Source organism: Rhodococcus sp. 3258 (genome assembly GCF_031456475.1).
GTDB lineage: Bacteria > Actinomycetota > Actinomycetes > Mycobacteriales > Mycobacteriaceae > Rhodococcoides > Rhodococcoides fascians.
In genome coordinates this window covers 1,436,534-1,463,526 of sequence record NZ_JAVDUT010000001.1, presented here as the reverse complement: position 1 = coordinate 1,463,526, position 26,993 = coordinate 1,436,534, and the positions used below count along the sequence as shown (strand labels likewise).

The window sequence follows — 26,993 nt, the reverse complement described above, 5'->3', positions numbered from 1 at the left end:
GGGCCGCCGCTGTCAATCGAGCGCAGCGGATTGTGCCGTCGCACAGTTTGGGTGTGGTGTGGCTTACATCGGCCGGGCTATGGTTCAGTCATGACCACCACCGAGTCCGTTCTGCATCCGTCACCGACCGAGCTGGCGGCGGCGATGCTCGACGACGTCGACGAGCTGGCGAGCGAACTGGTCCGGCGCATCCTGGGAGCCGAGCACGCGTATCTGGAGGCGACGCTGCTCACCGCGGATCAACTCCACGAAGCATCTCGCAGCAATCTGGCCTCGATGTTGGGCAAGCTGTCCGGGCGCGCGCCGGTTCGGCTCGAGTCGGCGCAGCAGGCGGGCAGGCTCAAGGCCGAGCAAGGTGTACCGCTGGCGGCATTGCTGCACGCGTTCCGGCTCGGTGGTCGGCTGGTCTGGGACGAGTTGATGGTGCGTTCGCACGGCCGGGCCAGCCACGCGCTGCTGGACATGGCGGCGCAGGTGTGGGCATTGGTCGACGTGTATTCCGACGAGGCGGCCGAGGCGTATCGAGAGAGCGCCGATATGCGAGCCCGCGAGAGCGCCGAAGCCCGCGGCCGGCTGATTCGGGTGCTGTTCGCCGATCACGCCGCGAATCCGGCCGCGGCGGCGGATGCCCTGCGTGCGTTCCGAATTCCGGATCGCGGCTTTTTTGCGGTGGTATCCCAGGAACCCTCGTCGACGGGACTCGGTATCGAAGGCGTCGTCGCTCGGTTGCGGGCCGCGGGAACCGAGTCGGTGTGGGATGCCGAGGTGGACGGCAGCATCGGATTGTTCTGTGCCGCTCGGGAATCCGACATCGATACGGCACTGGCCACTTTCGGAGAACTGTGCCCGGGGCGGATCGGTGTCAGTTCGGTGTTCCGGTCGCCGTCGGGAATCGGTGACGCCGTGGGGCAGGCCCGTCTGGCCCGGTCGTGCAGCTTTCCCGATTCTGTGCCGTCGACGCCGGTGCGCTACGACTCGGTCCCGGTGCCGTTACTGCTCGCGCGCGACCCGAAATCCGGCCGTATCGCGGCTCGTCAGATCCTCGGCGATCTGTTGGCGTTGCCCCGCGCCGAGCGGACGAGTCTGCTCGCCACTCTCGATGCGTGGTTCTCGTGCGGTGGCTCCACCAAGGACGCCGCGGAACAGCTGCACTACCACCGCAATACGGTGTTGTACCGATTGCGACGTATCGCCGAACTCACCGGTCGCGACTTCCGTGATCCCGTGCAGGCCGCCGAACTCTATGTCGGGCTTCGAGCCCATCAGCTACTGACCTGACGGGTCAGTGGCTGGCCAGCACGACGTCGAGGATTCCCGTTCCCAGCGGTACCGGAACGCAGGACGGCTGACGCGCATTCGCGGGGTCGAGTGCGTTGAGCGCCAGACGCAGCGCAGTCGGGTCGTAGGTGAAGGTGAAGTGGGCGACCTCGGTGTCGGGGCACACGTCCTGGATCACGATGTTGTGCGCTCCCGGATCTCGCAGCAGCGCATTGGTATATGGCTGAATGACCTCGTCTACCTTGGTGGCGATCGAGGTGTAGTCGACGCCGGGGACGGTGTCGCCGCCGGCGTTGAGGTTTTCGAGAAAGTCCGATCCGGCCATCAACTGGGCGAGGCCAGGGCCGAATTCGTCGGCTACCAGACCGGTCGCGCCGGGCACGGCTTGTACGACGGGGGCGACTCCGTACATGGTGCCGCCGTAGGTCGGTGACGCGATTCCCACCCATCGGTCGACGACATCGGCCCCGCCGAGCCGGTTGACGAAGTATCGGGCGACGGCAGCACCCTGCGAGTAGCCCACCACGTCCAACGCCGCGGCGCCGGTCGCGTCGAGGATGGTCGCCGTCATCGATTTCAGTTGTGCTGCACTGTCTTCGATGACGCCGTAGCCGTTGGACTTACCGTCCGGTGAAGTGCCGTAATTGATCGCGAAGACACAGAAGCCTGCGGCGCGCAGGATGGGTGAGAAGCCGGCCCAATCGGAGTAGGCGGTGGCGTCGGTGCCGTGGACGAGAACGACAGGATTGGGGTGCTCGGCAGAGGGCACGCAGCTCATGTCGTTGGCCCCGGGCGGGGCGGCGTCGCGGTTGGTCGACGCGTACCGAATGGCATCGGCGTGGTCGGGTTGCGGCGGTGCAGCGGCGATGGGCATGAGTGGGCCGGCATGTGCGAGTGGTGCCGCTTGGGTCGACAAGGCCGACAGTGCAGCGGTGAGTGCGACGACGAGAAGAATCAGACTTCGGCGTGGTCCGCGCATGATCACACGGTATTCCTGCAGTTGTGAAATGTCCCTACGAATTCGGACATGAACGCATAAAAGTCACAACAATAGTTCTGTAGCGATTTTTGTGTCGCATGCCGATTGCCGACCGAGCTACCGGTGACGGCGAGGGTGCAGACGCAGGGATCGATCGAAAGACGGGTTTACCGCCGACAAGGGGAACGTGGAGCCGGTGACGGGAATCGAACCCGCCTCTCAACCTTGGGAAGGTCGCGTTCTACCAATGAACTACACCGGCGTGTGGTGCGGCGTCCAGATTAGCAGGGTGGCCCGACGTCGATGCGTACACCGTGCAGCAGGGCCTGGGCGTCCTCGGCCGGCACCGGTTCGGAGAAGAGGTAGCCCTGAGCGCGGGTGCAGCCCAAGGCCACCAATGTGCTCCTGGCACTCTCGGTTTCGACGCCTTCGGCGATGATGCTCAGGCCGAACGCGTGCGCGAGCCCGATGATCGACTGGACGATCGCGAGGTCGTCGGTCGCTCCCGATCCCAGGTCGGTGACGAACGCGCGGTCGATCTTGAGCGCGTCGACGGGCAGCTCCTTGAGGTGTGACAGCGAGCTGTATCCGGTACCGAAGTCGTCGATGGCCACCTGCACACCGAGGTCCCGCAGTTCTCGGAGCGTCACTCGAGTACGCGAAAGATCCTGTACGACGGCCACTTCGGTGATCTCCAGGCACAGGTTGCAACCCGCGATCGAGAATTCGTCGAGGGCGCTCGCCACGGTGGCCGCAAAGCCGGTGGTGACCAGCTGTACGGGCGAGATGTTCACGCGCATCACGATGTCGAGGCCGGGGATGTCCCGTTGCCACGCCGCCAAGGTCCGGCACGCGTGGTCGAGAACCCACCGACCGAGCTCGCCGGCGAGGTTCGTCTCCTCCGCCACCGGAATGAAGGCCGACGGTGGTAGCAGCCCGCGGGTGGGGTGACGCCACCGAACCAGTGCCTCCACCGCAGTGATGCGCCCGGTGACGAGGTCGACCTCGGGTTGGAAGTGCAACGTCAGCGAGTCGCCTGCAATGGCGTCACGCAGATGGATCTCGACGTCGTTGCGGAGTTCGGATTGCGCGTGCATCTCGTCGGTGAACAGCGAGATGTGATGTCCACCAGCACGCTTGGCCACCAGAGCGGCTTGCCCTGCTTGTCGGAGCAGGGAGTCGGCGGTGTGGGTGCCGGGCACGCCGAAGGCGATTCCGATGCTCGCGCTGCGACCGATTCTCTCGACACCGAGAGTGACCGGTGCCTGTATCGACTCGGCGATCGTGCGGGCACGGTCGGTGGCGACGCGGTGCGAGCACGGGCCCGCCAGGACCACGACGAACTCGTCGCCGCTCAGGCGGGCCGCGAGACTCGCCGATTCGTCGACGAACGCCTGCAGGCGTTCGGCGACAGCCTGGAGATACTGGTCGCCGGCGAGGTGTCCGAGAAAGTCGTTCAGCGCCTTGGTGCGGTCCAGGTCGATGTGCAACACCGCCACCGGACCGGGCATCGACGGATCGAGTCGGTCACGGAGGTGCTGCGTGAGTGCGGTGCGGTTCGGGAGTGAGGTGAGACCGTCGTGCAAGGCCGAGAACCTGATCTGTTCCTCGGCACTGACTCGCGCCTGCAACTGCGACAGCAGAGCAGCAATTGCTTTGAGGGCGTTCAGTTCTGCCTCGGACCAACTTCGGTCTCCCACTTTGATGAAGCCCAGAATCCCGGTGGTGCGTTCGGAGTGCAGCAGCGGCACGACGGCCATCGAGGTGGCGCTCAATCCCGAGGCGGTCTCGACGCGTCGGCGATAGTCCTCCTGCTCCGGGTCGGGCCGAAACACTGCCGGTTCGGACAGTGTTTCGGCCATCGCGAAGACCGAGTCGGCCTCGTCGAAGTAGACGACGGCCAGGGGGTCGGGATCGGGCACGCTCAGGCGCGGTGGCCATTCCGCGGTGAGTCTGGTTGCCCGGGCATCGAAATCGTGGTGCCGGAGAAAGCTGAAATCGATGCCGAGGTAGTCCACGAGCTGACGCAGTACCGACAGGTATGCTTCTCGCACCGTCGCCGCGTCGACGCCCATGAGTTCGGTGGCGACGCCGGTGACGAGGACCTCGAGTGTCCGACTGTTCTCCAGGGCCCTACTCCCGCCTCTCGTCGACGCGGTCTCGTGAACCGCTCCTGTAGACGCAGTGCAGGACTGTTCCCCCTGGTCTATGCCGGACTCTACCCCGGTAAGGACGCCGAAACCGCGACTCTGCGACTGTATATCGCGCCTCGTGGCGCAGTGCCGAGCCGCAACACCAGAGCGATCGACTCGGCCTCGTCCAGTTCCGCCAACGTCCGCAGCTCGAAGTTCAACTGCTGCAACGTCTCTGCGTGGGTCGGAGACAATTCTCGGTGCTCGTCCATCGTGCGCGCGTAGAGGAACGGTGGTGAGACGGGTTGAACTGCCAGTGCGTGCAGATGTGAAGTCACCCAAACGTTCTCCGTTGCAAATCCACCCCGGATGTAATGCGCCGGAGTCGATCCGGGCACCACGATCACCGCGAGCGCGGAGCTCGCCGATACCCGATCGCGCATGTCGGTGGCCAGAGCAGCGCCTGCGTTCCAGGCAGACACGAGCGCCATGACGTCGGGCCGCCCGATGATGTCCAGCGTGGACAGGTCTGCGGCGTCGATGCCGAGGCTGGCGACGTCGATGCCCCGATCCGGGTCCGGATCGCCTGCCCAGCGCAGTTCGGAGAACATCTCGCGGTGCAGATGCGGCGTGAGATACCGAATCCGGTCGGCGGCCGCGAGAATGTCCGCTGCCGCGGTGATGGACTCGCGCGTCGTCAACAGCACGGCACGTCCGCCTTCGGCGGCTGCGGCCGCAACGAGATCGGCGACCACCGCATCGTCCAGCGTCGACGGTGACCCGAGCTCGCGGTCCGTGGATCGGGTGAGCACGGCGTCGAGGAGGCATCGATCGGTGATCGGTCCGGCGGTACCGTCGCGCAACGACAGCTCGACCGCCTCGTCGGTGATCTCGATGCCGGCGAGCATGCCCTGTGCGGTGGCGGCCACGCGCGCGTTGAATCCGGCTGCGCCCACAGCGACGAAGCTGCCGCGGTACGCGATATCGAGGGTGGACGTTCGGGATCGATCGACGTCGACCCGGAAGGTCCGGCCGTTCGAGAAGAAGGTCCACGGCTGACTGTTTCCGCCGGAAGGCGCTCGTCGTGCCGCTTCGAGTATCGAGTCTCGGGAATCCACGCTCTGCGGACCGGCCGCATCACCCGAGACCTGTCTGCGGGTGGGGGCCGGCGTGTTCAGCCCGTCGAGGTGCACCTCGAGATCGATGCGGATACGGCCGGACGGTAGGTGCGCTCCGGTCCCGAAGCGTCGGACCGCCGCGGCGATGGTGGCACCCCCGAGTTGGACGTCGCCGCCCAGCTGGGGCCACGTCTCGATCGTTTCGCCCACCTCCACCATCGAGGCCGCCATCCGAGCCGAGAGCAGGGAGGCGTCGAGCTGATCGAGCACGATGGGAATCTTGTCGCGGGTTCCGAGTCCGTGCAGACCGGCGGACTCGATGTCGCCGAGTACGCCGTGAAACACCGGCCGCTGTGGTTCGAGGTCGAATCGCTCGACGTCCAGCAGACCTCGATCGGAGGTCTCCATCAGTACGGGGATTCGACGCGACCTGGCCGCCTCTCGTGCGCGGACCTTGATGTCGAGGGAGTCGCATTCCTCGACGAGCAGGTCGAGTCCGTCGAAGAACTCGTCGATCGTGGTCTCGTCGATCCCGTTCCGAAAGACCTCCACCGTCAGATACGGATCTATTTCGGCGATTCGCCGGGCGGCGACGATCGCTTTGTTGACACCCAGATCGATGATCGACGCCGGAATCCTGTTGAGGTTCGACAGTTCTATCTCGTCGAAATCCGCGAGGCGAAGAGTTCCGCAGATTCCCTCGAGTGCGAGAGTGTGCGCAATGGCGTGTCCGACGCTCAATCCGATGACGCCGATCGTGAGATCTCCCAATTTCTGCTGTTCCTCGAGGGTTATCTTGTTTCTGTTTCGGTCCAGTCGGAGGTGCCGATACGAATTCGGACCGAGAACGGCGACGACGGTATTGCGCCACGGGAAATAGACCCACCTGTCGCTTTCGTCGAGAAGGCTCTGCTCAGGGCTCGGCAACAATGCATGCAGTCCGGCTCGCTGGGTGGCGCGTTCGTCGAGAACGGTGATCGAGGTGTCACCCCGTAGCTCGTCCAGGGCGGCCCGCTGTGTGGCGACCGTCTCGTCGAATATCACAGGCTGCCAGCTGTATTCGGCAGTGATAGGAATCGTCACGACGCCACCGCCGAGTGCAGGTTCTTCGACGTGCCGTGCTGTGCGAGCAGCGAGACCGTGTTGCGTTTCATGCGCCGCCACGTCTCGAGTTCGGCATCGAACGCGAGAGTCGTTCGGTCCCACCAGAACACCTCGGTTCGGTATCGGTCGTCGGGGTAGGGCACCGGTTCGATGTGCGTTGCGATCGCTGCTCCGGTGCGCAGCCACGCGGCGCGGACGTGGGAGGCGGCAGTGGCCAGCGCGTAACGAGCGCCCAGCAGTGCTGTGCTGTACGCCGGTGACTGCGCGATCATGGTGGTGACGGCGCGGCCTCGGGGTGCTCCCGGGGCAACCCACGCCGACTTGATCTCGACGACCCCGTCCTCGATGCGGCTGTCGAGCATCGCGCGAACGCGGTGTCGGCCCTCGGGATGCGCGGCGAATTCGACGAGTGCGTGTGATTGATCGGCCGAAGAATACGGCCCTTGAACGCGAACTCCGCCGAGGATCGTTCCGGTTCGGTCGAGAGCGGCGAAGAACAATGCGGTGGTCCCGCCGTCGCGAATTGCCGATATCTCGAGCGCTGGTGTCACGTCGTGGCGTCGATAGCTTTCTTCGGCACCGTCGAGAAATTGCGTCCACAAAGCGGGACTTCGGGTGGGAGTCGTGGCCAGAATGTGGCACTGGGAGGGATGATCGAAGTACGAAGGAACGTCGATTCGAATGCGCTTGGGTCGAATGTACATAGGGGCTCTTCCTGAGGGAGTGTCACCGAATGTGAGAGGTGTGACCGATCGATTGTCCGACTGTTCGGTCCGCCCGTACCTGTGGAAGTGGTCACTCGGGTGCTTCGCGTAAGGCCCGTGAGGACCAGTAGCCTGCAGTGGTGCTGCTCTCCGACCGTGACATTCGTGCCGAAGTGACCCTGGGCAACCTGGCGATCGATCCCTTCGATCCGTCGATGGTGCAGCCGTCGAGCGTCGATGTGCGACTCGACAAGCTGTTCCGGGTGTTCAACAACACCCGGTACACCCACATCGATCCGTCCCAGCAGCAGGACGAGCTGACGACGTTGGTGGAGCCACGAGCGGGTGAGCCGTTCGTTCTTCATCCGGGGGAATTCGTCCTCGGTTCCACTCTCGAACTGACGACGTTGCCGGATTATCTGGCGGGTCGACTCGAGGGGAAGAGCTCTCTGGGCCGGCTGGGACTGCTCACCCACTCGACGGCAGGATTCATCGACCCGGGATTCAGCGGTCACATCACGTTGGAGCTGTCCAACGTCGCCAACCTGCCGATCACGCTGTGGCCGGGAATGAAGATCGGGCAGCTGTGCCTGTTCCGGCTGTCGTCACCCTCGGAGAATCCGTACGGCAGCGCCGCGGTCGGCTCCAAGTATCAGGGGCAGCGTGGTCCCACTCCGTCGAAGGCGTATCTGAACTTCATCCAGTCGGACGTGACATAGACCAACGTTCGGTCTGTTTTCTTGGACGAAACCTGGTGAGTTCCCGGTTGTAGCGGTATTCTGGTGCTCGAACGTGGGTTGGGGCCTACCAGAATGAGGTTTCTCGTGTCCGCGGTACCCGATCCGACCGTGCTCGGCGCTTCCCTGGGGTCGAGTGGCGTCCGCAGTGTGATCAGCGACAGCTCGGGTGTCGACACGGTGCTCCACGTCCTCGAACCGGTTGCCACCGGGCCCGCGCCCAACGGTCTCGCCCCGGATCCTTGGGATGCCGTCGTCGCATCGGTGCACAGCACGGCAGACGAATACGCGTCCGCTCGCTACTACCCGGTGCTCGCCCTCCGCGAGAGCGATCCCGACACGGCCTTCCGCGAGGACTTCTCCGACGGCATCGTGCTCGTATCCGAACTGGGTGCGCAGCTGGGCGCGTTACGAGAAACCGGAGTGCTCGCCGGTGAGCGTTGCGTCGCGCTGTTCGACGTCGGCGCATCCGGCACCAGCGTGTCGGTGGTCGACGTCGAGTCCGGTCGCGTCCTGGCCTCGCATCGCACCGAAGAACTCCGCGGCGACGACTGCGACCGTGTGCTCAGCGACCACCTGATCGAGACGTTCGGCGCGGCGGAGGCGTTGACGGTGGCAGCTCGTCGACAGCTCGTGCACGACGTGCAAGACGGCAAACACCAGCTGTCGATCCTGCGCAGCGTCTCTGTCGTCGGGCCGTTCGTCGGCGGTCGCGCGTCGTTGTGGCGACACGACCTCGACGAGCTCATCGGCGACGCCGTTCGTGCGGCAGTCTTCACAGCCGTCGACGTGCTCGAGTCCGTCGCCGCGAGCGGCGTTCACGTGGAGGCGATCGTCGCAGTCGGCGGCGGTGCCAACATGCAGATCGTTCGGCAGACACTGTTCGACGCCGTGTCGGTGCCCGTCTACGTTCCGGAACGACCGGAATTGTTGGCCGCCCGTGGGGCGGCCGGGATCGCGCGGACCGTGGGAGCCAGGCCTGCACCGGCCCCTGCCGTGACCGCCGTGACCGCCGTGACCGCCGTGCCCTCCCGTCGTCCGCGGCACAGCGGCAGCCCGTCGAGGCGAATGGCCAGGGCAGCGAAGTCCCGCCGCGTCGGGGGCGCACTCGCCGCGCTCGTTGCGGTGTGCGTGGCCGGAACCGTGGTCGCGGCAGCGGCCCGGACCACCGACGACACCCCCGAACCGTCGATCGCGACCTCGCAGAACGCGTCGCCCTCCGCCCGATCGCAGGCTGTGATGCCGGCGGTGGACGGCTCACCGTCCGTGTCGACGCCGCCCTCGGTGTCGGCCACGGACGGGGCCGCGTCGTCCTCGACGTCTCCGACATCCGGAGTCTCGACGTCCTCTCCTGCACCCACCTCGCCGAACAGTGGCGAGTCACCGCCTCCAAGCCACACGATTCCTGACGTCACTGTCCTTCGGCCCGCGCGTGAGGGCACTCGAGTTCCGACGACGACCACGGCTCCGACCACCACGACGGCTCCGGCTCACCCCACGACCTCCACTGCGCCGACCACCACTGCGCCGACCACCACTGCGCCGAGCACCACTGCACCGACCACAACGACGGTGCCGCACACCACCACTCGCGCCTCGACCCCGACGAAACCCACGATCACCACGCCTCGGCGACCGTAGACACCGCCGTTCGTTTCGCCGTGGCGGCGATAGATCTACGGTTTCGACCGCCACGGGGCAGCGTCCTCGAGGCAGGATGGTCGGTATGGAGTCACAGACCGAGCGCGAAGACAAGTTCGATGTCGATGCAGACTTCGAGTTCCCCTCCCTCACCTCGCTCGTTCCTGCCGACGGCGCGGCGGTGGAGACCGACACCGAACTGGTCAGCGAGTATTTCGACACCACCGGTCACGATCTGCTGCGTCGGGGAATCACCCTTCGGCGACGCACCGGAGACTCCGACAACGGTTGGCACGCAAAGGTTCCTGCGGAGAAGGCACGAACCGAGATCAGGCTTCCACTCGGTCACGGCGACCCGCAGGTCGTGCCCGACGAGCTGGCCGACGTACTGCGCGGGGCGGTCATGGGCAAGCAGTTGTCGGCTGTCGCCACCCTGACGACGCGTCGGAAGATTCGTACCGTCACCGATGCATCCGGAGCCGTCGTGGCCGAATTCGCCGACGACGCGGTGTCGGTCGTCCTGATCGGCGGCGCGACCGGGCCGCAGTGGCGTGAGGTGGAGGTCGAGCTCGGGCCCGCCGGCTCGGAATCGTTCCTGAAGAAGGCGAGCAAGGTGCTTCGCGCGTCGGGTGCGACGCCGTCGGCACATCCGTCCAAGTTGAATCGTGCGCTGTCGGTGGTTCGGGAGGAGCCGGCGCACGACGGGCTTCGGTTGCTCGTCGATTATCTCGACGAGCAAGCGCAGGCCATCGTGGCCGGCGACGTGTATCTGCGCCGCGGACTGGATCCGATTCACTCCACGCGGGTGGCCATCAGGCGCTATCGGAGTACGCTTCGCGTCTTCGGCAGCGTGTTCGAGGACGAGCCCGCAGCCGCACTCGAAGCCGAATTGTCTTGGTATGCAAGCCTGCTCGGCGAGGTGCGAGATCGGCAGGTGCAGCGGGCGCGGTTTGCAGCGGCGCTGCGAGACCTTCCGTCGGAACTGGTTCTGGGCCCGGTGGCGTCGCGCATCGAGAACGACCTGCTGGCCGAGCAGATCCGCCACCGCGAAGCTGCGATGGCGGAGCTCGACGGCGAACGGTATCGAGAGTTGCTCACGACCGTGGCTGCCTGGTCGAGGGGATTGCCGATCGACGGCGAGGTGAGCGAGCGGTTGCTGATCAAGCTGGCGCGCAAGGCCGGTAAGAAGGCCGTAGACCGCACCGAGAAGGCTGTGCGAGGCACCGACGACGAGCAACTGCACCGCGCGAGGAAGGCCTCGAAGCGGGCTCGGTATGCGGCCGAGTTGGTGGCACCCGTCGTGGACAAGAAGGTGTCCAAGTCGAATATCAAGAGATACAAGCAGATTCAAGAAGTTCTGGGCGAGCATCAGGATGCCGTCATCGCGGCGGAGATTCTGCGCACCCTCGGGGCTCGAGCGGGAACCACCTCCGGCGAGAACGGGTTCACGTTCGGACTCCTCTTCGAGCGTGAGCGCCGTGCAGCCGAACTGGCTCGTGACGAGGCGAGCAAGCTGGAGTTCTGACCCCGCACACAAACCGTCGTTTTCCCCGTTTAGGCCCTCGAAGTGTACTGTGAGGCCGAATCGAGTAGGGGGGTCGACGGGTATGTCCGTTGCGTTGGGCGTTCACGTCGGAACCGACGAGATCTCGGCCGTCTTGGTCGAAACCGATCTCCCCGGTCTGGGCCCGGTCACCTCGCGACCCGTGTCGATCGCCGCTGCCCCCGGCGGAATCGGTGACGCCGTTGCGACGGTTCTCGGAATCATGCGTGTACAGGCAGCTCAACGAGACCTGATCGTCGACGGTGCCGCCGTGGTCTGCGACAACCTTCTGCACGGCGAGATCGTTCGGGCCGCGCTGGCCGACCACCGCGTCGTCGACGTCGAGGTATTGGCGATGGACGATCCGCGGTTGCCCGACGAGTACCCGTTGGACGTGGCCGCCGCCGTCGTCGGTGCCGCGTCCAGGACGGGCCGTCCGCCGGGTGACGAGATCGCTGCGGGGCAACCCGGCTTGGACGATCGGGCCGGAGAATTCGATGCTGCGTCGCGGGGATCTCGATGGACCATGGTCGGATTGGGTGTGGCCGTGCTGGCTGCTCTGAGTGGCGCAACCGTGTGGGCGTTCTCCTCACCCGCGCCGACTCAGGACGCAGTACTCGATACCGCAGATTCCAGCATCGCCCCATCGGCGCCCGGTCGGCCGGCGTCGAGCGCCGGGCCGGTTGTTCCTGTGGCTGGGCCGTCCGCGGTTCCACCGATCGGCGCGGGTGTTCTGGATGTGTCGACCGTCGGCTCCGGGTCGGGCGACATCTGGATCGACGCGGTCTCGGCGGCGGCCCCGAGTGCGACGTCGAACGCACCGAGTTCGTCGTCGACGGGACGGGAGAACTCGGGTGGCGGCTATTCCGCCCCCGGTGGTCGGGATACGAAAACAGAGAACTCGAAGCCCGAGACCGAGACTCCGCCGACCGACGACGAAACCACAGCTCCCACCGATACGGACGTCCCCGATCCCACGGAACCGGGTCCGTCGGAGCCGACGGAGCCCACGGAGCCGACGGAGCCCACGGGGCCGACCGAGCCCGTGGAGCCCACGGAGCCTTCGGGGCCGACGGATCCCGAGCCCGCGCCTCGGACGGAGGAACCACCTGTCACCGAACCGGCCGAGTGACGATTTCATCGATAATCCGTTGTGAGCGAGCGGGTTCGCTACTTCGAAAAGTCCGTGGTGTGACAGGTGTGTGAATTCGACTCGGACACCTGAACTTCTGCTCGAGCCTGGCTACCATCGGGTGATCGACCAGTAGACGGTGAGTTCTCGATGACCGACAAATCCGCAGTAGAACCGGTGACGCGCACGACCATCGACAGGGCGGTGGGTGTCCTCATTGCCTTGCGCGGCTGCAGTCCGGATGAGGCGTTCGCCGAATTGGCAGCGCACAGTTTCCGTTTCGATGTTTCTCTCGTGCAGTCGGCTCGGTCCATCGTCACTGCGGCACGAGGAATGGACTCCGACAACGGCGTGGGCTGTGCCGCGATGTCGTCGGCGCAGGAGGAGTGGGGCTCGTTGCTCGCCGACCGTCGGGACGGGTTCGGGCACGTCGCCTGACCCAATTCGTCGCCCGAGTTGTTGTAACGAATCCCAAAACAAACCGAAAGTTGAATAGAACAGGGCATTTACCGACTCCTCGACGGTTCGAGGCGCTACGATCGCCAGGTCGGAGTAGCTAGGCGAGTCGAGGGAACATGAGATCTGTCCTTGGTGTCTCGGTGGGTTCAGCCATTGCCCGGGGTGTAGCCCTGGATACGTCGGACGAGTCGGTACGTTCTGCGCACGTCGTGCGATCGTTCGATCCCGACGACCATCTGCAGGTCGCGCTCGATCTGTTGGATTCGATGTCGCGGGATCAGATGGTGGATCGACCGGACATCGTTCTCGCCGTCCCGGACGATCCCGGTGCGCGCGGACGCACGTCGGCATATTCGACGTACGAGGCCGATCGTCTGCTGGTGGCGTCGGAGCTCGGGGCACAACTTCGGTATCTACGCGGCACGGGGATGCTCGAGGGTGCGCGCACCGTGGCCGTGTGCGACATCGGAGCGTCGGGAACCACCGTGTCCATCGCCGACCCTGCCACGGGAGCGGTGCACAGTTCGGTCCGCACCACGTTGTTCGGCGGGATCGGGTGTGACGCCCAGATCTCGCGTTACCTCCTGTCCGTCTACGGGGCAGACGAATTGGCCTCGGAACGGGCGCGCGCGGAGTTGCTGGTGTCCGTTCGCACGGCACGCGAACAGCTGTCACGCCTGCGGGTGGCCGAGGTCGCCGGGCCGTTCGTCGGCGGGCCGGTCCGCTTGTGGCGCAACACGTTCGACGATGTCCTCGAGCGCAGTATCCGATCGCTGGAAGATTGGGTGGCCAGCATCATCGTCGACGCACCCTGCGCCGTGAATGCGTTGGTGATGGTGGGCGGATGCGCCAACCTGCCGTCGCTTCGTCGGATGTTTCGCCGCGATCTGATGTTGCCCGTCGTCGCGCCTGCCAATCCCGAGTCCCTCACTGCGCACGGGGCGGCCCTGATGGCGATCGATGCGGTCGCGTCGCGCCAACACCGTCCGCGCGGCGCGATGAGCAGTGCGTCGGTGCTGACTGAGCCGGCCGCGATGGTGGGCATGGTGGGGTACCGGGACGCCCCGCGGCACCGTTCTGCCTGAGCCCCTTCCTGGCCAACGTGCGTCGTCGTTGGGTAGGTTGCTCGGGTAATGATGAACAGTAGGGACGAGACGGTGGGGCAACAGTGGCAGAGCAGGTAGCGGAGTCCGGCGCAGCAGCATCCGATGCGGGAGCATTCGACCCGGCGGAGCACGCGCGCAGCATGGTCGGGTATCACTACCGCACCGAGGACTACTACGAGGTGGGCCGCGAGAAGGTTCGCGAGTACGCCCGTGCCGTTCAGGATTTCCACCCCGCCCACTGGGACGGCGATGCCGCAGCAGCGCTGGGCCACAGCGCTCTGGTGGCCCCGCTGACGTTCATGTCGTTGGTCGGCACTCTGGCGCAGAAGAAGCTGTTGCAGTCCATCGCCGAGGGATACGACCTCAGCCAGATTCTGCAGACCGATCAGGTACTGGTGTTCCAGAAGCCGATTCTGGCCGGTGACCAGTTGACCTGCGATGTTTCCCTCGACGCGTTCAAGACGGTCATGGGTCGAGACATGATGATCACCAAGAACGTCGTGTCCAACCAGAAGAACGAACTGGTGCAGACCACGTACACCACGCTGCTCGTGGGGCGATCCGGCGAGATCGATCCGGCCATCTCCGAGGCGGCTCGCAACATCGTGATGTTCGGTGCGACGACCGACACCAGCAGTGCCGAGGCGAGTGAGCACGACACCCTGTCCACTCCGCAGCAACACGAGCCGCTCATCGTCGAGGAGTACCGGGGTCAGCCCACTCGGAAGTTCGACGAGGTCAATGTCGGAGACGAGTTGCCCACGCGCACTGTGCGTTTGACTCGCGGAGATCTGGTGAACTACGCCGGTGTCGCCGGTGACGCGAACCCGATCCACTGGGACGAGAAGTTCGCCAAGATGATCGATCTCGAGAACGTCCTGGCGCACGGCATGCTCACCATGGGTGTCGGCGGCGGATTCATCAGCGAGTGGCTCGGCGATCCAGGCGCGGTGAAGGACTACACCGTTCGATTCACCACCCCGATCCCGGTGGACACACACAAGCCGGCCGAAATCGTCTTCGGCGGCAAGATCAAGTCGAAGGACGAGGAGTCCCGTACGGCCGTCATCTCGATCGGCGCGACCTTCGAGGGCAAGCGAATCTTCGGCCACCGCGCTACTGCGACAGTGCAATTGGGCTGAGCCTGTTGCCGCGTATCGGCTCCCCAGTTTCGGATTTCTGACTCCGATCGGCGTCGGGTTTCCGAATGTGGGGAGCTGATGTGTCGGTGGGGGCGTGGATGTGTGGGTGGGGGTGGGGGTTGCAATCTACGCCCCCGTTAGGAATTTACGCCCCGTGTGGGGGGTGTGGATTGCTGCTGGGGGCGTAAATGTGTGGGCTGAGCTTGTTGCCGCGTATCGGCTCCACGGTTTCGGATTTCTGACTCCGATCGGCGTCGGGTTTCCGAATGTGGGGAGCTGATGTGTGGGTGGGGGCGTGGATGTGTGGGTGGGGTCGCAATCTACGCCCCTGTTCGGAATTTACGCCCCGTGTGGGGGGTGTGGATTGCTGCTGGGGGCGTAGATGTGTCGGCTGCGCCACCTGGCGTACTGAACTGTTCATGATCCGCGCTTCTCCTTTGCGTGGTGTCGTGCCGCACGTGCTCGATTTCCGCATGCGCTGCAACACCATTGCTGATTGGGTCGATCCTGCAGAAACAGTTGACCGCATCGCGGAGCGTCGCAGAGTGACAATCGTGCGCGATCCGGTCCGTTCAGTAGATCGATGACCGCTGACGCTGCACGGGCGCGTATCACGTCGACCGGATCCGACGTCCCCACAACATGTCCGACGCCACCGCCGCCCCCAAGATCGAGCCGACGGGTCACCGGATGGCGTCGGGCAATGTCGTCGATGTGATCGACGCTGTCTCCCGGAACTTCCATGTCCGACGCCACCGCCCGCAGTAGCGCCAGCATGTGATCTCGCGTCAGCCGGAACGTGTCGATGTCGGCATCGTCGGGGATTGTTTCGGGCACCCGGGCACCCTGTAGCTCGGCCCATTCCCAGAGATCGGCGGCGGAGGCGATCAATTCGACGTAGGTGCCGCGTTGCAACTGCACGGTGTTGACCACGTCGAGCGCGAAGTGGTCGCCGAGCCAGTTCCAGTCCATTCGCTGATTCTAACGGTTTACCTATCGAAAAGCATCAGATACCGTCGAGACGATGACGGACATCCAATGGTTACCGTTCCTCGGTGTTGTGCTGTTGGCCTACGCGATACCCGGTCCGGACTTCGCGGTGGTGGCCCGGGCGGCAGCGAGCAGCCGTAGTGCCGGGTGGCGAGCGGGCCTCGGCGCGCAGACCGGACTGTGCGTGCACATGATCGCTGCGGTGGTGGGGCTGTCACTGCTCATCTCACGATCACCGATGGCGCTGAGCATCATTCAGATTCTCGGGGGTCTGTACCTGGTGTGGCTCGGTACTGCCGCACTGCGACAGTCGTCGTCGGAGAGGGGTGCGACGTCCGACGTGCGCTGGTTTCGCATGGGTCTGGTGACGAACGTGCTCAATCCCAAAGCCATTCTGTTCTTCGTCGCGCTGCTGCCGCAGTTCGTCGATGCCGACGGACCGCTTCCCCTGCAGATCGGGTTACTCGGAATCGTGGATGTGGCAATCGGTTTGGTGGTCTGGGCGGTGGTCACCGCGGCTGTGGGCCGTCTGACCGGTGGTTCGTCGAAGTCGACATCCTGGAACCGAGTGATCGGAGTCCTGTTCATCGGTATCGGAGTCGCACTCGCCGTCGAGGCGCTGTGACCCGAAGAAGGCACTTGCGCAAGTCAGCGAACGATGTCCATGCTCGGGTCGTTCTTGGGTTTGTGGTCCCAAATGGAAGTGTCGGACTCAAGCGTCTGGCCCTCATGGGTGGGTTCCACCGGCTCCGGTAGTTGTCGCCACTGTGCCCGCGGGTCGTCCTCGGTTTCGATGCACGATTCATCGTCCATCGCGGACACGCTACGCGTCGGCCCGGCAATCATCCGGCAACGCGTACTCGCAGCTCGTTCATCGGCACTTCGGAACCGTCGCCATCGGTGACGCGTACGCGCACGGGCTCGCCTCGGGAATCGACGACGTCGAGCGGTCCGTCGTCTTGTTGCAGGTACTGGTCGCCCCACTGCATCAATCCGAGTACGACGGGCAGCAGATCCTCGCCCATTCTCGTCAGAACGTATTCGTAGCGCGTTCTGCCCTTTTCGGGGCGGTAGGGCTTCTTGACGAAGATTCCGACGTCGACCAGTTCTTTGAGTCGGGCCGCACTGCTGGCGTCGGTGATGCCGACGCGTCGGCTGAAGTCATCGAAGCGGGTGGTTCCGTAGAACGCCTCGCGCAGGATCAGCATCGTCGATCGGATGCCGACCACCGACAGCGCGCGTGCGATGGAGCAACGGTCACCTGCTGTCCAGCTGTCGAGATCGGACAGTGGGCCGTCCATGTGGAGGGGCATGCCACGATCCTACTGACTTTACAAAACTATAGCCAGCTCGTACCGTGGTGTCAGCGATCCGATAGGACCGGATCGATCGGACAAGGAGCCGTCATGAGAGACGCAGTCATCGTCGAGGCAGTCAGAACCCCGGTCGGGCGGGGCAAAGCGAACGGCACGTTGCATCCCGAGCATCCAGTCGACCTGATGGCCCACAGCCTGCGGGAAGTAGCGCAGCGCAGTGGGATAGACCCGATCCAGATCGACGACGTCATCGGCGGAGTTGTCACCGCGGTAGGGGATCAGGCGTCGAACATGACTCGGCGCGCGGCGCTGGCGGCGGGCTATCCGGAATCCGTACCCGCAACCACCGTCGATCGGCAATGCGGAAGTAGCCAGCAGGCAATACATTTCGCCGCACAGGGCGTGATCTCCGGTGCTTACGATCTGGCCGTGGCTACCGGTTCGGAGTCGATGAGCCGCATTCCGATGGGGTCGAACCTGGTGGGAACCGAGGATCCGGCAGGTGTCCGTTTCATCGAGAGGTATCCGGAAGGGTTGGTGCCGCAGGGCATCAGTGCCGAATTGATCGCGGCGAGATGGGGTATCAGCCGTACCGAGATGGACGAGTTCGCTCTGTCGAGTCATGCGAAAGCTGCCGCAGCCACCGAAGAGGGGCGTTTCAAGCGGGAGATCACCGCAATCCGCGGGCTCGACCGCGACGAGGGAATCCGCACCGGATCCACACTCGATGCGCTGGCGGGACTGCGACCGGCCTACTACAGCGACGCCATGGCGCAGCGGTTCCCGGAAATCGGTTGGAACATCACCGCAGGCAACGCAAGTCAGGTCAACGACGGTAGTGCGGCCGTCATGATCACGACCAGTGAGAAAGCGAAGGAACTCGGCCTGACTCCGATGGCGAGGCTGCACAGCTTCGCGGTGGTCGGCGACGATCCGTTGATGATGCTCACCGCAGTCATTCCGGCGACGAAGAAGGTGCTCGCCAAAGCCGGGCTGACGATGAACGATATCGACCTGTTCGAGGTGAACGAGGCCTTTGCGTCGGTTGTGCTCGCCTGGGCGAAGGAAACCGGCGCAGACATGAACAAGGTCAACGTCAACGGCGGGGCCATCGCCATCGGCCATCCGCTCGGCGGCAGCGGTGCCCGAATCATGACGACCATGGTCCACGCGCTCGCCGAGCGCGAGCAGCGTTACGGCCTACAGGTGATGTGCGAGGCCGGCGGGCTCTCGAACGCCACCATCATCGAACGCCTGTAATGCCTGCGGCAGTGGCGCGGATATGTGCTCTCGAGGGCACATAATCGCACCACTGCGGCGCAGCCGCACTCATTCCCAGCTGGAGACGACTTTGCGCGTCGGGCGTTCGTTGCTGTTGGAGAACAGGTGTGGGCTCTTGCTCTTGATGTATTCGACGTCGGCGAACACGGCGCGCAGGTGCTCGCGCATCGACTGGGCCGCGGCCTCGAAGTCTCGGGCTTCGAGGCCGTCGACTATTGCGGTGTGCTGTTCGATGAGGTCGGGGATGGGACGGGTGTCGCGCAGACCGAGTCGTCGGGCTCGGTCCAGATGAGCTTTCGCGGATTCGACGGATCGCCATGCGGCGGAATGTCCTCCGGCTGCGAGGAGTAGCTGGTGGAATTGCTCGTCCAACTCGAAGAATTGGTCCATGTCGATTCCAGGCTCGGCCTGCGCTGCCAGATTGGCGCGCAACGCAGAGAGGTCCTGGTCCGAGCGAGACGTGACTGCGTCTTTCAATGACGCGGTTTCGATTGCCTCCCGGACGAATTGGGCATCGGCAACACGGTCGGTGTCGACCCGCGAGACGAAGGTGCCGAGTTGTGGGAAGACCTGAACCAGACCCTCTTCGGCCAGCAGGATCAGGCTTTCGCGGACGGGTGTGCGGCTCACGGACATTTGCTCGGCGAGGTCGTTCTCCGACAGCGGGCTACCCGGGGGGAGCGTCAGCGACACGATGCGCAGGCGCAATTCTCGGTACGCCCGCTCTCGTGCGGTGACTTTCCTGCTGCTCTGTGTGCTCACCGGTCAAGACTAACGTGACCTCGTGGGTGACCCACAGGGCCGAAGCCTTGACGAAGTGCTGCCCGTCACTAGTATGGTAGTACTGATATTCAAGGCACTACGGCGGAGGCTCTACAGCGATGGCAGTGATCAGCGGCAACGACGAGGCAGCCGTCCTGCACGGTCCACGTGACCTGCGGATCGAGAAAATCGACCGTATGCAGGTCGGCGACGGCCAGGTCAGGGTGGAGGTGCACGGCGTGAGCCTGTGTGGCTCGGACCTGCACTACTACGCCGACGGCCGCAACGGCTCCAACTCGCTGACGCAGCCCACCGTCTTGGGCCACGAGGGATTCGGGGTCGTCACCGAGGTCGGCGCGGGCGTGTCCCAGGACCGGATCGGCCAGCGAGTGGCCATCGAACCCGCGATTCCGAACGGCACCTCACCGCTGAGCCTGAGCGGTCACTACAACGTCTGCCCCAGCGTCGTCTGCTTCGGATCCCCACCGAACCACGGACTGCTGCGGCAATCCGTCGTTCTCGCAGCCGAATTCGCGCACCCACTTCCGGATTCGATCGGCGATGACGTCGCTGCGCTGATCGAGCCCCTGGCCGTCGCAGCGTGGGCTGCCGCACGGGTCGGGTCGGTGCTGGGCAAGCGCATCGCGATCACCGGTGCCGGGCCCATCGGTCTGTTGGTTCTGCAGACGGTCATTGCCCTGGGCGCGTCGGAGACAACCATCACCGACGTCGCACCCGCTCGGCTCGAGGTCGCGGCAGCGCTGGGTGCCACCACGACGTTGCGTTCCGGCGAAGACGCACTGCCGGAAGGCGCTTTCGACATCGCCTTCGACTGCTCGGGACATCCCGGAGCCATTGCCGACGCGGCACGCTCACTCGGCCCGGCAGGAATTCTGGCGCTCGTCGGCGTGCCCGGACGCGCGTCTGCCGAATTCCCGATCGGGGCAGTGCAACGCTGGGAGCTCGACATCCGCGGGTGCTTCCGTTACGGCCCTTCGGCATTCGCCGACGCGATCGCACTCGCCGGATCGGCTCGAGTGGACCTCGCGGCGCTCGTCACATCGACGTACCCGTTGGCCGCATCTGCCTCAGCGCTCGAGGCCGCGCTCACCGACCCCACCCAGCTCAAGATCGTCATCGACACCACTTCGCAAGGACCGCAATGAAAATCATCGACGCCACCGTCATCGTGACGGCTCCGGGCCGCAACTACGTCACGCTCAAGATCACCACCGACGAGGGCATCGTCGGGTGGGGTGATGCGACGCTGAACGGACGCGAGCTCGCAGTCGAGTCGTACTTGAAGGACCACATTGCGCCACTCCTGATCGGACGCGATCCCCATCGGATCGAAGACATCTGGCAGTACCTGTACAAGGGTGCCTACTGGCGACGTGGGCCGGTGACCATGACGGCCATCGCAGCCGTCGACGTCGCACTGTGGGACATCAAGGGCAAGGCCGCCGATATGCCGGTCTACCAGCTCCTCGGTGGTGCTGCACGAGACGGGATCATGGTCTACGGGCACGCCAGCGGCGGTAGCATCGAAGAGATGCTCGACGACGTCCAAGCGCATCTCGACAAGGGCTACAAAGCAATTCGTGCCCAGTCGGCCATTCCCGGTCTCAAGAAGACCTACGGAATTCCGGTCGACGGCTTCTACGAACCCGCATCCGGCGCTGCGCCGCAGGAAGATTCGTGGGATACCGCCCCGTACATGCGGTTCGCACCGCAGATGCTCGGTGCCGTGCGCGAACGTCACGGGTTCGACTTCCATCTCCTGCACGACGTGCATCACCGTCTGAGTCCGATCGAGGCCGGACGCCTGGGTCGCGACCTCGAAGAGATGCGGATGTTCTGGATCGAGGATCCCACTCCAGCCGAGGATCAGAGTGCCTTCGCCACCATTCGCCAACACACGACCACCCCCATCGCCGTCGGCGAGATCTTCAACTCGATCTGGGACTGCCAGGATCTGATCACCAACCGGTGGATCGACTACATCCGAGCGTCGGTCTCACACGCCGGCGGCATCACCCATCTGCGCAGAATCTTCTCGTTGGCGGATCTCTACGGCGTTCGGTCCGGATCTCATGGTGCGGGCGATCTTTCGCCCGTCTCCCTCGCAGCCGCATTGCATGTCGATCTGTCGATCCCGAACTTCGGCGTGCAGGAGTACATGGGTCACGTCGACCCGACCGGCGATGTGTTCCAGACCAGCTACACCTTCACCGACGGTTTCATGCACCCGGGAAACAAGCCGGGCATCGGCGTCGAGGTGAACGAAGAGGCCGCCGCGAAGTACCCGTACAACCCCAAGTATCTGCCCGTCAATCGCCGTCTCGACGGCAGCATGCACGATTGGTGAAGCGCCACATGACCACAACGCAATTCGATGTCGTCCTGCTCGGCGAGCCCCTCGTGGAGGTTTCGACCACCGAGGCCTTCCGGCACGGAGTAGGTGCTGCGCTCGGGGTGTCGGGAGACGTCGTCAACGCAGGTGCCGCGGCCGCTGCTGCAGGTGCTTCGGTAGCGCTGATCGCGCGGGTATCCGACGACGAACTCGGTGATGCCGTCTGTCGGCGTATTCGTGAACTCGGTATCGACGACACCTACATTCGGCGAGTTCCCGGACAGCAGGGTGTCTATTTCCTGCACATCGATCCGGAGGGGAATCGCCAGTTCTCCTATGCCCGATCCGGATCGGTGGGCAGTCAGCTCGATGTGGCGGACCTGCCCGAGGGTGTGATCGAGCAGGCGGGTGCCGTGCTGGGCGGCGGAATCGCTGCGGCACTGTCGCCGACGCTCGCCCGCACGATGCTGCACGCGGCGCAGCGCTCGGGCAGATTCGTCTACGACCCCAACTTTCGCCCCAGGTTGACCACGGCCGACGAGGCCCGCGCATTCCTGCAGAGCGTTGCTCCCTGTACCGAGGTGATGGTGCCATCGGCACCGAGCGAGATCGAATTGCTCCTGGGCACAACCGAACCGGAGGCTGCTGCAGCTTTCCTGATGAGCTGGGGTGCACGTTCCGTGGTGGTCACGCGAGGGTCCGAAGGGTCCAGCATCTTCACCGCTGCGGGGACGTCGCACCAGCCGGTGATCCCCGCGCTCGAGGTCATCGATCAGACCGGTGCCGGTGATGTGTTCGCCGGCACCCTGACGGCGCGTCTCGCTCTCGGCGACGATCTTCGCGAGGCGGCGGCCATGGCAGCTGCTGCGGCATCGCTGAGCGTCGGCGGGCGGGGCGGCACTGGTCTCATCGCACCGCTGTCCGAAATCCGACGTCACAGAGAACGAGTGACGACATGACGGTGGCCACGCGATTGTCCGATGCGACCGCCGAGGTCGTTCGTCCCACCGCCAGCGGAATCGTGCATCTCGGCGTCGGGGCATTCCATCGGGCGCATCAGGCCGCGTTCACCTCCGAGGCGGCGCTGCTGACCGGTGAGACCAATTGGGGCATCACCGGTTTCACCCAGCGCAGTAACACCGTGGTGGAACAGCTTGCCCCACAGGACGGGTTGTTCACCCTGGTGCAGAAGGGAACCGAGGAGACGACGGCGACCGTCGTCGGTTCGATGCTCGCCGTACGGAACGCAGCCGCGAACCCCGACGCGGTGGTCGAGGCCATCGCCGATCCCGCAACGCACATCGTCACGCTGACGGTGACCGAGAAGGGCTATCGACTCGACCCCGCGTCGGGTCGATTGCGCCTGGACGATCCGGAGATCGCGGCGGATCTGGCCGGCAGGCCGCCGCGCACCGTTGCCGGACAGTTGGTGGCGGGCCTGGCTCGACGCATGGCGGGCGATGCGCCTCTCACGGTGTTGTGTTGCGACAACCTACCGTCGAACGGGCGGATTCTGTCCGAACTCGTCAGTGCTTTCGTCGAGGCCCGCGGCATGAACGACGGCCTGGCCGAATGGATCTCGCGTCGAGTCACATTCCCCAGCAGCATGGTCGATCGAATCGTGCCGGCTACCACTGATGAGGACAGGGCGGACAACGAACGAAGAACGGGACTGCGCGACGATGCCCTGGTGGTGTGCGAGCCCTTCCGGCAATGGGTGATCGAGGACAATTTCGCTGGTCCGCGTCCGGCCTGGGATCGAGTGGGCGTGCAGTTCGTCGACGACGTGGAGCCGTGGGAGACCATGAAGTTGCGCGTCCTCAATGCCACTCACTCGGTGTTGGCCTACCTCGGAATTCTGCTTGGACACAACACCATCGCGGAGGCGGTCCAGGATCCGGAGCTCGACGAGATCTGCCGGGCCATGGTTCTCCGAGACGTGGCACCGACGACGACCGGCGGAATGGACGCTGTCGGCTACGGCAACGAGGTCCGCGCACGATTCGCCAATCCGGCGCTGAAACACACCACCCGGCAGGTGGCGATGGACGGATCGCAGAAGCTCGGACCGCGCCTACTCGGAACCGTGCGGGACGCCACAGACGCCGGTGGTTCGACGGACATGCTCGCCCTTGCCGTCGCAGCCTGGTGCGCCTTCGTTCTGGCCGAGACGGAAGCCGGACGTGCACTGGACGATCCGTTGTCGGCGCAGTTGACCCGGGCCGGGTCGGCGTCGGACCTGCTCGCTGTCGAGTCCATCTTCGGGTCCGATCTCGGGCCCACGTCACCGTTCGGCACGCAGGTCGTTGCGTGGACCGACTTCCTACGGACCAACTCGCTCGGCGAGTGGAAACGAGTACTCGTATGACCTTCGAACCCACTGTTTCTGGCGAAAGCCTTACCGCTCGCGACGTATTGCGCGTGAGCCCGGTGATTCCTGTGGTGGTCATCGATCGGGTCGAGGACGCAGTGCCGCTGGCGCGTGCACTCTATGCGGGCGGCATCGGCATCATCGAGATGACGTTGCGGTCCGAGGCCGGGCTCGGTGCCATTGCGGCGATCGCTGCGGACGTGCCGGAAGTGGTCATCGGCGCGGGAACGGTGTTGAACCGCGACGATGCCATGAGATCGGTGGATGCCGGCTCGAGGTTCCTGGTCTCACCCGGATCGTCGAAGGGTCTGCTCGACGCGGTTCGCACGCTACCGGTGCCTGTTCTGTCGGGCGTGTCGACTGCAACCGAGGCGATGACCGTTGCCGAGGCCGGATCGACCGAGATGAAGTTCTTCCCGGCCGAGTTCTCGGGTGGCGCAGCGGCACTGGGCGCGCTGGCAGGCCCGTTGCCGCACTTGACGTTCTGCCCCACCGGCGGGATCACTCCGCAGAACGCTGTCGACTACCTGGCATTGCCGAATGTGGTGTGCGTCGGCGGTAGCTGGCTCACGCCGCGCTCATTGGTGCAGGCGGGGGACTGGGCCGCGATAGAGGAACTGGCCCGTTCTGCGAGTGCGCTCGGCACCGCGTAGTTCGGTTCGCGAAGGGTCATTGACGTATTGGTATAACAGTGCTTGTATATCACTGTGGCGAGCGCCACCAACCCTCCTCGATGAGGCACAGGTCTCGCGGAGGCCGCGGCGAACTCGCATCATGAACTCATCGATCATCACCAGCAATGGAGCTTCGGATGTCACAGGACACCAACGAGTCGACGGACGATCGCGGTAACACCGCCGTCCCGACTCGCAGCACTAAAGACCTCACCAAGGCGGCGATGTCCGGTTGGCTGGGTACGGCAATGGAGTTCATGGACTTCCAGCTGTATTCGCTCGCCGCCGCGATCGTTTTCAATCGCATCTTCTTCCCCGACGTGAGCCCGGCGATCGGCTTGATCGCCGCCATGGCCACTTATGGAGTCGGCTACGTGGCCCGCCTGGTCGGTGCCATCTACTTCGGCCGGATGGGCGATCGGATCGGTCGAAAGAAGGTCCTGTTCATCACCATTGCGATGATGGGCGCATCCACCACCCTTATCGGTGCACTGCCGACGTACGACGCGATCGGCATCATGGCACCGATCCTGCTCGTCGCCCTTCGCCTCATCCAGGGATTCGGCGCCGGAGCCGAGATCGCCGGGGCGACGGTCATGTTGGTCGAATACGCACCGGACAAGCGTCGAGGCCTCATCGCATCGCTGGTCTCTCTGGGAACCAACTCCGGAACCCTTGCGGCGTCGGCTATCTGGGCCCTGCTGCTCGCTGTCCTGTCCGAGGATCAGTTGCTGAGCTGGGGCTGGCGAGTGCCGTTCCTCGCGAGCTTCTTCCTGATGATCTTCGCGGTGTGGTTGCGCTCGAACCTGAAGGAAAGCCCGGTCTTCGAGGAGCGTGCCGACGTGGTCGACGGTGTGGCTCTCTCGCGCGACGAGATCGAGAAGACCGACGAGGACGTGAAGGTCAGCGTTCTCGAGTCCGGTCTCAAGCAGAAGAAGGGGCGCGCGTTCTTCATCGCGCTGGGTCTGCGTTTCGGTCAGGCGGGCAACTCCGGACTGATTCAGACGTTCCTGGTCGGTTACATCGCGTCGACGCTGCTGATCGATCGTTCCATCGCCACCAGCGCGATCGTCTACGGCTCGCTCATCGGGTTCGCCACCATTCCGATCATCGGAATCCTGGGCGACAAGTTCGGCCGCCGTCCGATGTACATGGTGCTCAGTGCGCTCACCATGATCCTGGCGTTCCCGCTGATGCTGATGGTCACCAGCGGCAACACCGTAGCCCTCGTCGTCGCAATGGTTCTTGCTCTGAACCTCGGTGTGCTGGGCCTGTTCTCGCTCGAAAGCGTGACGATGGCGGAGCTGTTCGGCGCACGTACCCGATTCACGCAGCTCGCGCTGTCCAAGGAGATCGGCGGCATTCTCGCCACCGCCATCGGACCGCTGCTCGCGGCCAGTCTCACCGCGTGGACCGGTAGCTGGTGGCCCATCGCGGCGATGCTCGTGATCTACTCCGCGATCACGCTGGTGTCGGCCTACCTGGCACCGGAAACCAAGGGGCGCGATCTCGTCAGACTGGCCGACGCAGCCTGAGATGTCCGCAGTGGTGCAGTTGAGCCCACAGCTGCACCACTGCAACACAATTGGACACAAAAAATCGAACTACCCTATTGGCACTCTCCGGTGGAGAGTGCTAATTTGGGTTCTGCACAGTGAAGGGCGGCCCGCCACAGGGGCGGACGCTTCGTCGTACAGGAGGTGGTTGCTGTGCTTCGCTTCGATCCGTTCCGTGACCTCGACTCCATTGCTGCCGGCATGCTCGGCGCGACCAGTGGTTCGGACCGTGCGCCCAGATTCATGCCGATGGATCTGTACAAGCTCGACGACCATTACGTACTCAACGCAGACCTACCCGGCGTCGATCCCGGCTCCATCGACGTCGACATCGACCGCGGCACACTCACTCTGACGGCGCATCGCACCGCTCCGAGTAGTGATGGTGTGCAGTGGCTTTCGTCGGAGCGGTTCGCCGGAACGTACCGTCGGCAACTCTCCCTGGGAGACGGCGTCGACGCGGAGAAGATCTCTGCCTCCTACGACAACGGCGTCCTGACGGTCACCATCCCGCTGGCGGAGCGGGCGAAGCCGCGCAAGATCGAGATCGCTCACGACAACACGCAGAAGACCATCGAGCCGCAGAAGAGCTGAGTGCGCTTCGCGCAGTGGTGC

24 protein-coding genes and 1 tRNA gene are annotated in these 26,993 nt (G+C 64.6%); 17 read left to right on the top strand and 8 right to left on the bottom strand.

Annotated features, from left to right (window positions below; translation table 11 throughout):
- The first annotated feature begins 90 nt into the window (after positions 1-90).
- Complete coding sequence (locus J2X62_RS06810) at positions 91-1,278, top strand: CdaR family transcriptional regulator (RefSeq protein WP_032374827.1); 1,188 nt, start codon at positions 91-93, stop codon at positions 1,276-1,278.
- Between the two features lie 4 nt (positions 1,279-1,282).
- Here J2X62_RS06810 and J2X62_RS06805 read toward each other — a convergent pair whose 3' ends face one another.
- From J2X62_RS06805 to J2X62_RS06785, 5 genes are all read right to left on the bottom strand, one after another.
- Positions 1,283-2,257 (bottom strand): alpha/beta fold hydrolase, encoded by a 975-nt coding sequence (locus J2X62_RS06805; protein WP_310178956.1) that lies wholly within the window; start codon positions 2,255-2,257, stop codon positions 1,283-1,285.
- Between the two features lie 188 nt (positions 2,258-2,445).
- Positions 2,446-2,519, bottom strand: a tRNA-Gly gene (locus J2X62_RS06800).
- Between the two features lie 19 nt (positions 2,520-2,538).
- The gene (locus tag J2X62_RS06795; RefSeq protein ID WP_310178953.1) at positions 2,539-4,332 is read right to left on the bottom strand and encodes an EAL domain-containing protein; all 1,794 of its coding nucleotides are present in this window, start codon (positions 4,330-4,332) and stop codon (positions 2,539-2,541) included.
- A 143-nt stretch (positions 4,333-4,475) separates the two neighbouring features.
- Positions 4,476-6,590, bottom strand: a complete 2,115-nt coding sequence (locus J2X62_RS06790) for an Rv1355c family protein (RefSeq protein ID WP_176458492.1) — start codon at positions 6,588-6,590, stop codon at positions 4,476-4,478.
- Positions 6,587-7,315: a hypothetical protein gene (locus J2X62_RS06785; protein WP_051364987.1), complete on the bottom strand. Its 729-nt coding sequence runs from the start codon at positions 7,313-7,315 to the stop codon at positions 6,587-6,589. Before J2X62_RS06785 ends, J2X62_RS06790 begins: the two co-directional genes overlap by 4 nt.
- 140 nt (positions 7,316-7,455) lie before the next feature.
- Between J2X62_RS06785 and dcd the strand changes: the two genes are divergently transcribed.
- The 7 genes from dcd (at position 7,456) to J2X62_RS06750 (ending at position 15,075) form a co-directional block, all read left to right on the top strand.
- Complete coding sequence (gene dcd, locus J2X62_RS06780; protein ID WP_027495411.1) at positions 7,456-8,034, top strand: dCTP deaminase; 579 nt, start codon at positions 7,456-7,458, stop codon at positions 8,032-8,034.
- 105 nt (positions 8,035-8,139) lie between these two features.
- Positions 8,140-9,693, top strand: coding sequence for an Hsp70 family protein (locus tag J2X62_RS06775; protein WP_310178942.1), 1,554 nt, complete (start codon positions 8,140-8,142; stop codon positions 9,691-9,693).
- 85 nt (positions 9,694-9,778) lie between these two features.
- Positions 9,779-11,218, top strand: a complete 1,440-nt coding sequence (locus tag J2X62_RS06770; RefSeq protein ID WP_032369581.1) for a CYTH and CHAD domain-containing protein — start codon at positions 9,779-9,781, stop codon at positions 11,216-11,218.
- Between the two features lie 82 nt (positions 11,219-11,300).
- Complete coding sequence (locus J2X62_RS06765; RefSeq protein WP_310178937.1) at positions 11,301-12,368, top strand: hypothetical protein; 1,068 nt, start codon at positions 11,301-11,303, stop codon at positions 12,366-12,368.
- 150 nt (positions 12,369-12,518) lie between these two features.
- Positions 12,519-12,806, top strand: a complete 288-nt coding sequence (locus tag J2X62_RS06760; protein WP_027495414.1) for an ANTAR domain-containing protein — start codon at positions 12,519-12,521, stop codon at positions 12,804-12,806.
- A 161-nt stretch (positions 12,807-12,967) separates the two neighbouring features.
- Complete coding sequence (locus tag J2X62_RS06755) at positions 12,968-13,912, top strand: Hsp70 family protein (RefSeq protein ID WP_052067101.1); 945 nt, start codon at positions 12,968-12,970, stop codon at positions 13,910-13,912.
- An 83-nt stretch (positions 13,913-13,995) separates the two neighbouring features.
- Positions 13,996-15,075 (top strand): fused (3R)-hydroxyacyl-ACP dehydratase subunits HadA/HadB, encoded by a 1,080-nt coding sequence (locus J2X62_RS06750; RefSeq protein WP_032367071.1) that lies wholly within the window; start codon positions 13,996-13,998, stop codon positions 15,073-15,075.
- A gap of 417 nt (positions 15,076-15,492) precedes the next feature.
- Here the strand turns inward: J2X62_RS06750 and J2X62_RS06745 are convergent, their stop codons facing one another.
- The gene (locus J2X62_RS06745) at positions 15,493-16,047 is read right to left on the bottom strand and encodes an ABATE domain-containing protein (RefSeq protein WP_057474386.1); all 555 of its coding nucleotides are present in this window, start codon (positions 16,045-16,047) and stop codon (positions 15,493-15,495) included.
- Between the two features lie 52 nt (positions 16,048-16,099).
- Here J2X62_RS06745 and J2X62_RS06740 point away from each other — a divergent pair, with 52 nt between their 5' ends.
- On the top strand, positions 16,100-16,690 hold the full coding sequence (locus tag J2X62_RS06740; protein ID WP_063216447.1) for a LysE family translocator: 591 nt from the start codon (positions 16,100-16,102) through the stop codon (positions 16,688-16,690).
- Positions 16,691-16,907: 217 nt separating this feature from the next.
- Here the strand turns inward: J2X62_RS06740 and J2X62_RS06735 are convergent, their stop codons facing one another.
- The gene (locus tag J2X62_RS06735) at positions 16,908-17,378 is read right to left on the bottom strand and encodes a helix-turn-helix domain-containing protein (protein WP_310178924.1); all 471 of its coding nucleotides are present in this window, start codon (positions 17,376-17,378) and stop codon (positions 16,908-16,910) included.
- Between the two features lie 93 nt (positions 17,379-17,471).
- On the opposite strand from J2X62_RS06735, the gene J2X62_RS06730 reads away from it, so the two are divergent.
- Positions 17,472-18,641: a thiolase family protein gene (locus J2X62_RS06730; protein WP_310178921.1), complete on the top strand. Its 1,170-nt coding sequence runs from the start codon at positions 17,472-17,474 to the stop codon at positions 18,639-18,641.
- A gap of 69 nt (positions 18,642-18,710) precedes the next feature.
- On the opposite strand, the gene J2X62_RS06725 is transcribed toward J2X62_RS06730, so the two are convergent.
- On the bottom strand, positions 18,711-19,424 hold the full coding sequence (locus tag J2X62_RS06725; RefSeq protein ID WP_032400455.1) for a GntR family transcriptional regulator: 714 nt from the start codon (positions 19,422-19,424) through the stop codon (positions 18,711-18,713).
- Positions 19,425-19,543: 119 nt separating this feature from the next.
- Between J2X62_RS06725 and J2X62_RS06720 the strand changes: the two genes are divergently transcribed.
- From J2X62_RS06720 to J2X62_RS06690, 7 genes are all read left to right on the top strand, one after another.
- Entirely contained in the window at positions 19,544-20,590 is a 1,047-nt protein-coding gene (locus J2X62_RS06720; protein ID WP_310178917.1) for an alcohol dehydrogenase catalytic domain-containing protein, read from the top strand.
- Entirely contained in the window at positions 20,587-21,792 is a 1,206-nt protein-coding gene (gene manD, locus J2X62_RS06715; protein WP_032374833.1) for a D-mannonate dehydratase ManD, read from the top strand. Before J2X62_RS06720 ends, manD begins: the two co-directional genes overlap by 4 nt.
- An 8-nt stretch (positions 21,793-21,800) precedes the next feature.
- Complete coding sequence (locus tag J2X62_RS06710; protein ID WP_032400513.1) at positions 21,801-22,736, top strand: sugar kinase; 936 nt, start codon at positions 21,801-21,803, stop codon at positions 22,734-22,736.
- Positions 22,733-24,145, top strand: coding sequence for a mannitol dehydrogenase family protein (locus tag J2X62_RS06705; RefSeq protein ID WP_310178910.1), 1,413 nt, complete (start codon positions 22,733-22,735; stop codon positions 24,143-24,145). Before J2X62_RS06710 ends, J2X62_RS06705 begins: the two co-directional genes overlap by 4 nt.
- Complete coding sequence (eda, locus tag J2X62_RS06700) at positions 24,142-24,801, top strand: bifunctional 4-hydroxy-2-oxoglutarate aldolase/2-dehydro-3-deoxy-phosphogluconate aldolase (RefSeq protein WP_310178907.1); 660 nt, start codon at positions 24,142-24,144, stop codon at positions 24,799-24,801. Before J2X62_RS06705 ends, eda begins: the two co-directional genes overlap by 4 nt.
- A 158-nt stretch (positions 24,802-24,959) precedes the next feature.
- Complete coding sequence (locus J2X62_RS06695) at positions 24,960-26,357, top strand: MFS transporter (RefSeq protein ID WP_027495424.1); 1,398 nt, start codon at positions 24,960-24,962, stop codon at positions 26,355-26,357.
- 174 nt (positions 26,358-26,531) lie between these two features.
- Complete coding sequence (locus tag J2X62_RS06690) at positions 26,532-26,972, top strand: Hsp20/alpha crystallin family protein (RefSeq protein ID WP_027495425.1); 441 nt, start codon at positions 26,532-26,534, stop codon at positions 26,970-26,972.
- Positions 26,973-26,993: the final 21 nt, after the last annotated feature.

Bases quoted from the DNA above. Each gene is read 5' to 3' on its own strand.
- J2X62_RS06730 (WP_310178921.1), top strand. From the start codon at position 17,472: ATGAGAGACGCAGTCATCGTCGAGGCAGTCAGAACCCCGGTCGGGCGG.
- J2X62_RS06720 (WP_310178917.1), top strand. From the start codon at position 19,544: ATGGCAGTGATCAGCGGCAACGACGAGGCAGCCGTCCTGCACGGTCCA.
- J2X62_RS06810 (WP_032374827.1), top strand. From the start codon at position 91: ATGACCACCACCGAGTCCGTTCTGCATCCGTCACCGACCGAGCTGGCG.
- J2X62_RS06695 (WP_027495424.1), top strand. From the start codon at position 24,960: ATGTCACAGGACACCAACGAGTCGACGGACGATCGCGGTAACACCGCC.
- J2X62_RS06765 (WP_310178937.1), top strand. From the start codon at position 11,301: ATGTCCGTTGCGTTGGGCGTTCACGTCGGAACCGACGAGATCTCGGCC.
- J2X62_RS06785 (WP_051364987.1), bottom strand. From the start codon at position 7,315: ATGTACATTCGACCCAAGCGCATTCGAATCGACGTTCCTTCGTACTTC.
- J2X62_RS06740 (WP_063216447.1), top strand. From the start codon at position 16,100: ATGACGGACATCCAATGGTTACCGTTCCTCGGTGTTGTGCTGTTGGCC.
- manD (WP_032374833.1), top strand. From the start codon at position 20,587: ATGAAAATCATCGACGCCACCGTCATCGTGACGGCTCCGGGCCGCAAC.
- J2X62_RS06760 (WP_027495414.1), top strand. From the start codon at position 12,519: ATGACCGACAAATCCGCAGTAGAACCGGTGACGCGCACGACCATCGAC.
- J2X62_RS06735 (WP_310178924.1), bottom strand. From the start codon at position 17,378: ATGCCCCTCCACATGGACGGCCCACTGTCCGATCTCGACAGCTGGACA.
- J2X62_RS06710 (WP_032400513.1), top strand. From the start codon at position 21,801: ATGACCACAACGCAATTCGATGTCGTCCTGCTCGGCGAGCCCCTCGTG.
- J2X62_RS06770 (WP_032369581.1), top strand. From the start codon at position 9,779: ATGGAGTCACAGACCGAGCGCGAAGACAAGTTCGATGTCGATGCAGAC.
- J2X62_RS06745 (WP_057474386.1), bottom strand. From the start codon at position 16,047: ATGGACTGGAACTGGCTCGGCGACCACTTCGCGCTCGACGTGGTCAAC.
- eda (WP_310178907.1), top strand. From the start codon at position 24,142: ATGACCTTCGAACCCACTGTTTCTGGCGAAAGCCTTACCGCTCGCGAC.
- J2X62_RS06705 (WP_310178910.1), top strand. From the start codon at position 22,733: ATGACGGTGGCCACGCGATTGTCCGATGCGACCGCCGAGGTCGTTCGT.
- J2X62_RS06805 (WP_310178956.1), bottom strand. From the start codon at position 2,257: ATGCGCGGACCACGCCGAAGTCTGATTCTTCTCGTCGTCGCACTCACC.
- J2X62_RS06795 (WP_310178953.1), bottom strand. From the start codon at position 4,332: ATGGGCGTCGACGCGGCGACGGTGCGAGAAGCATACCTGTCGGTACTG.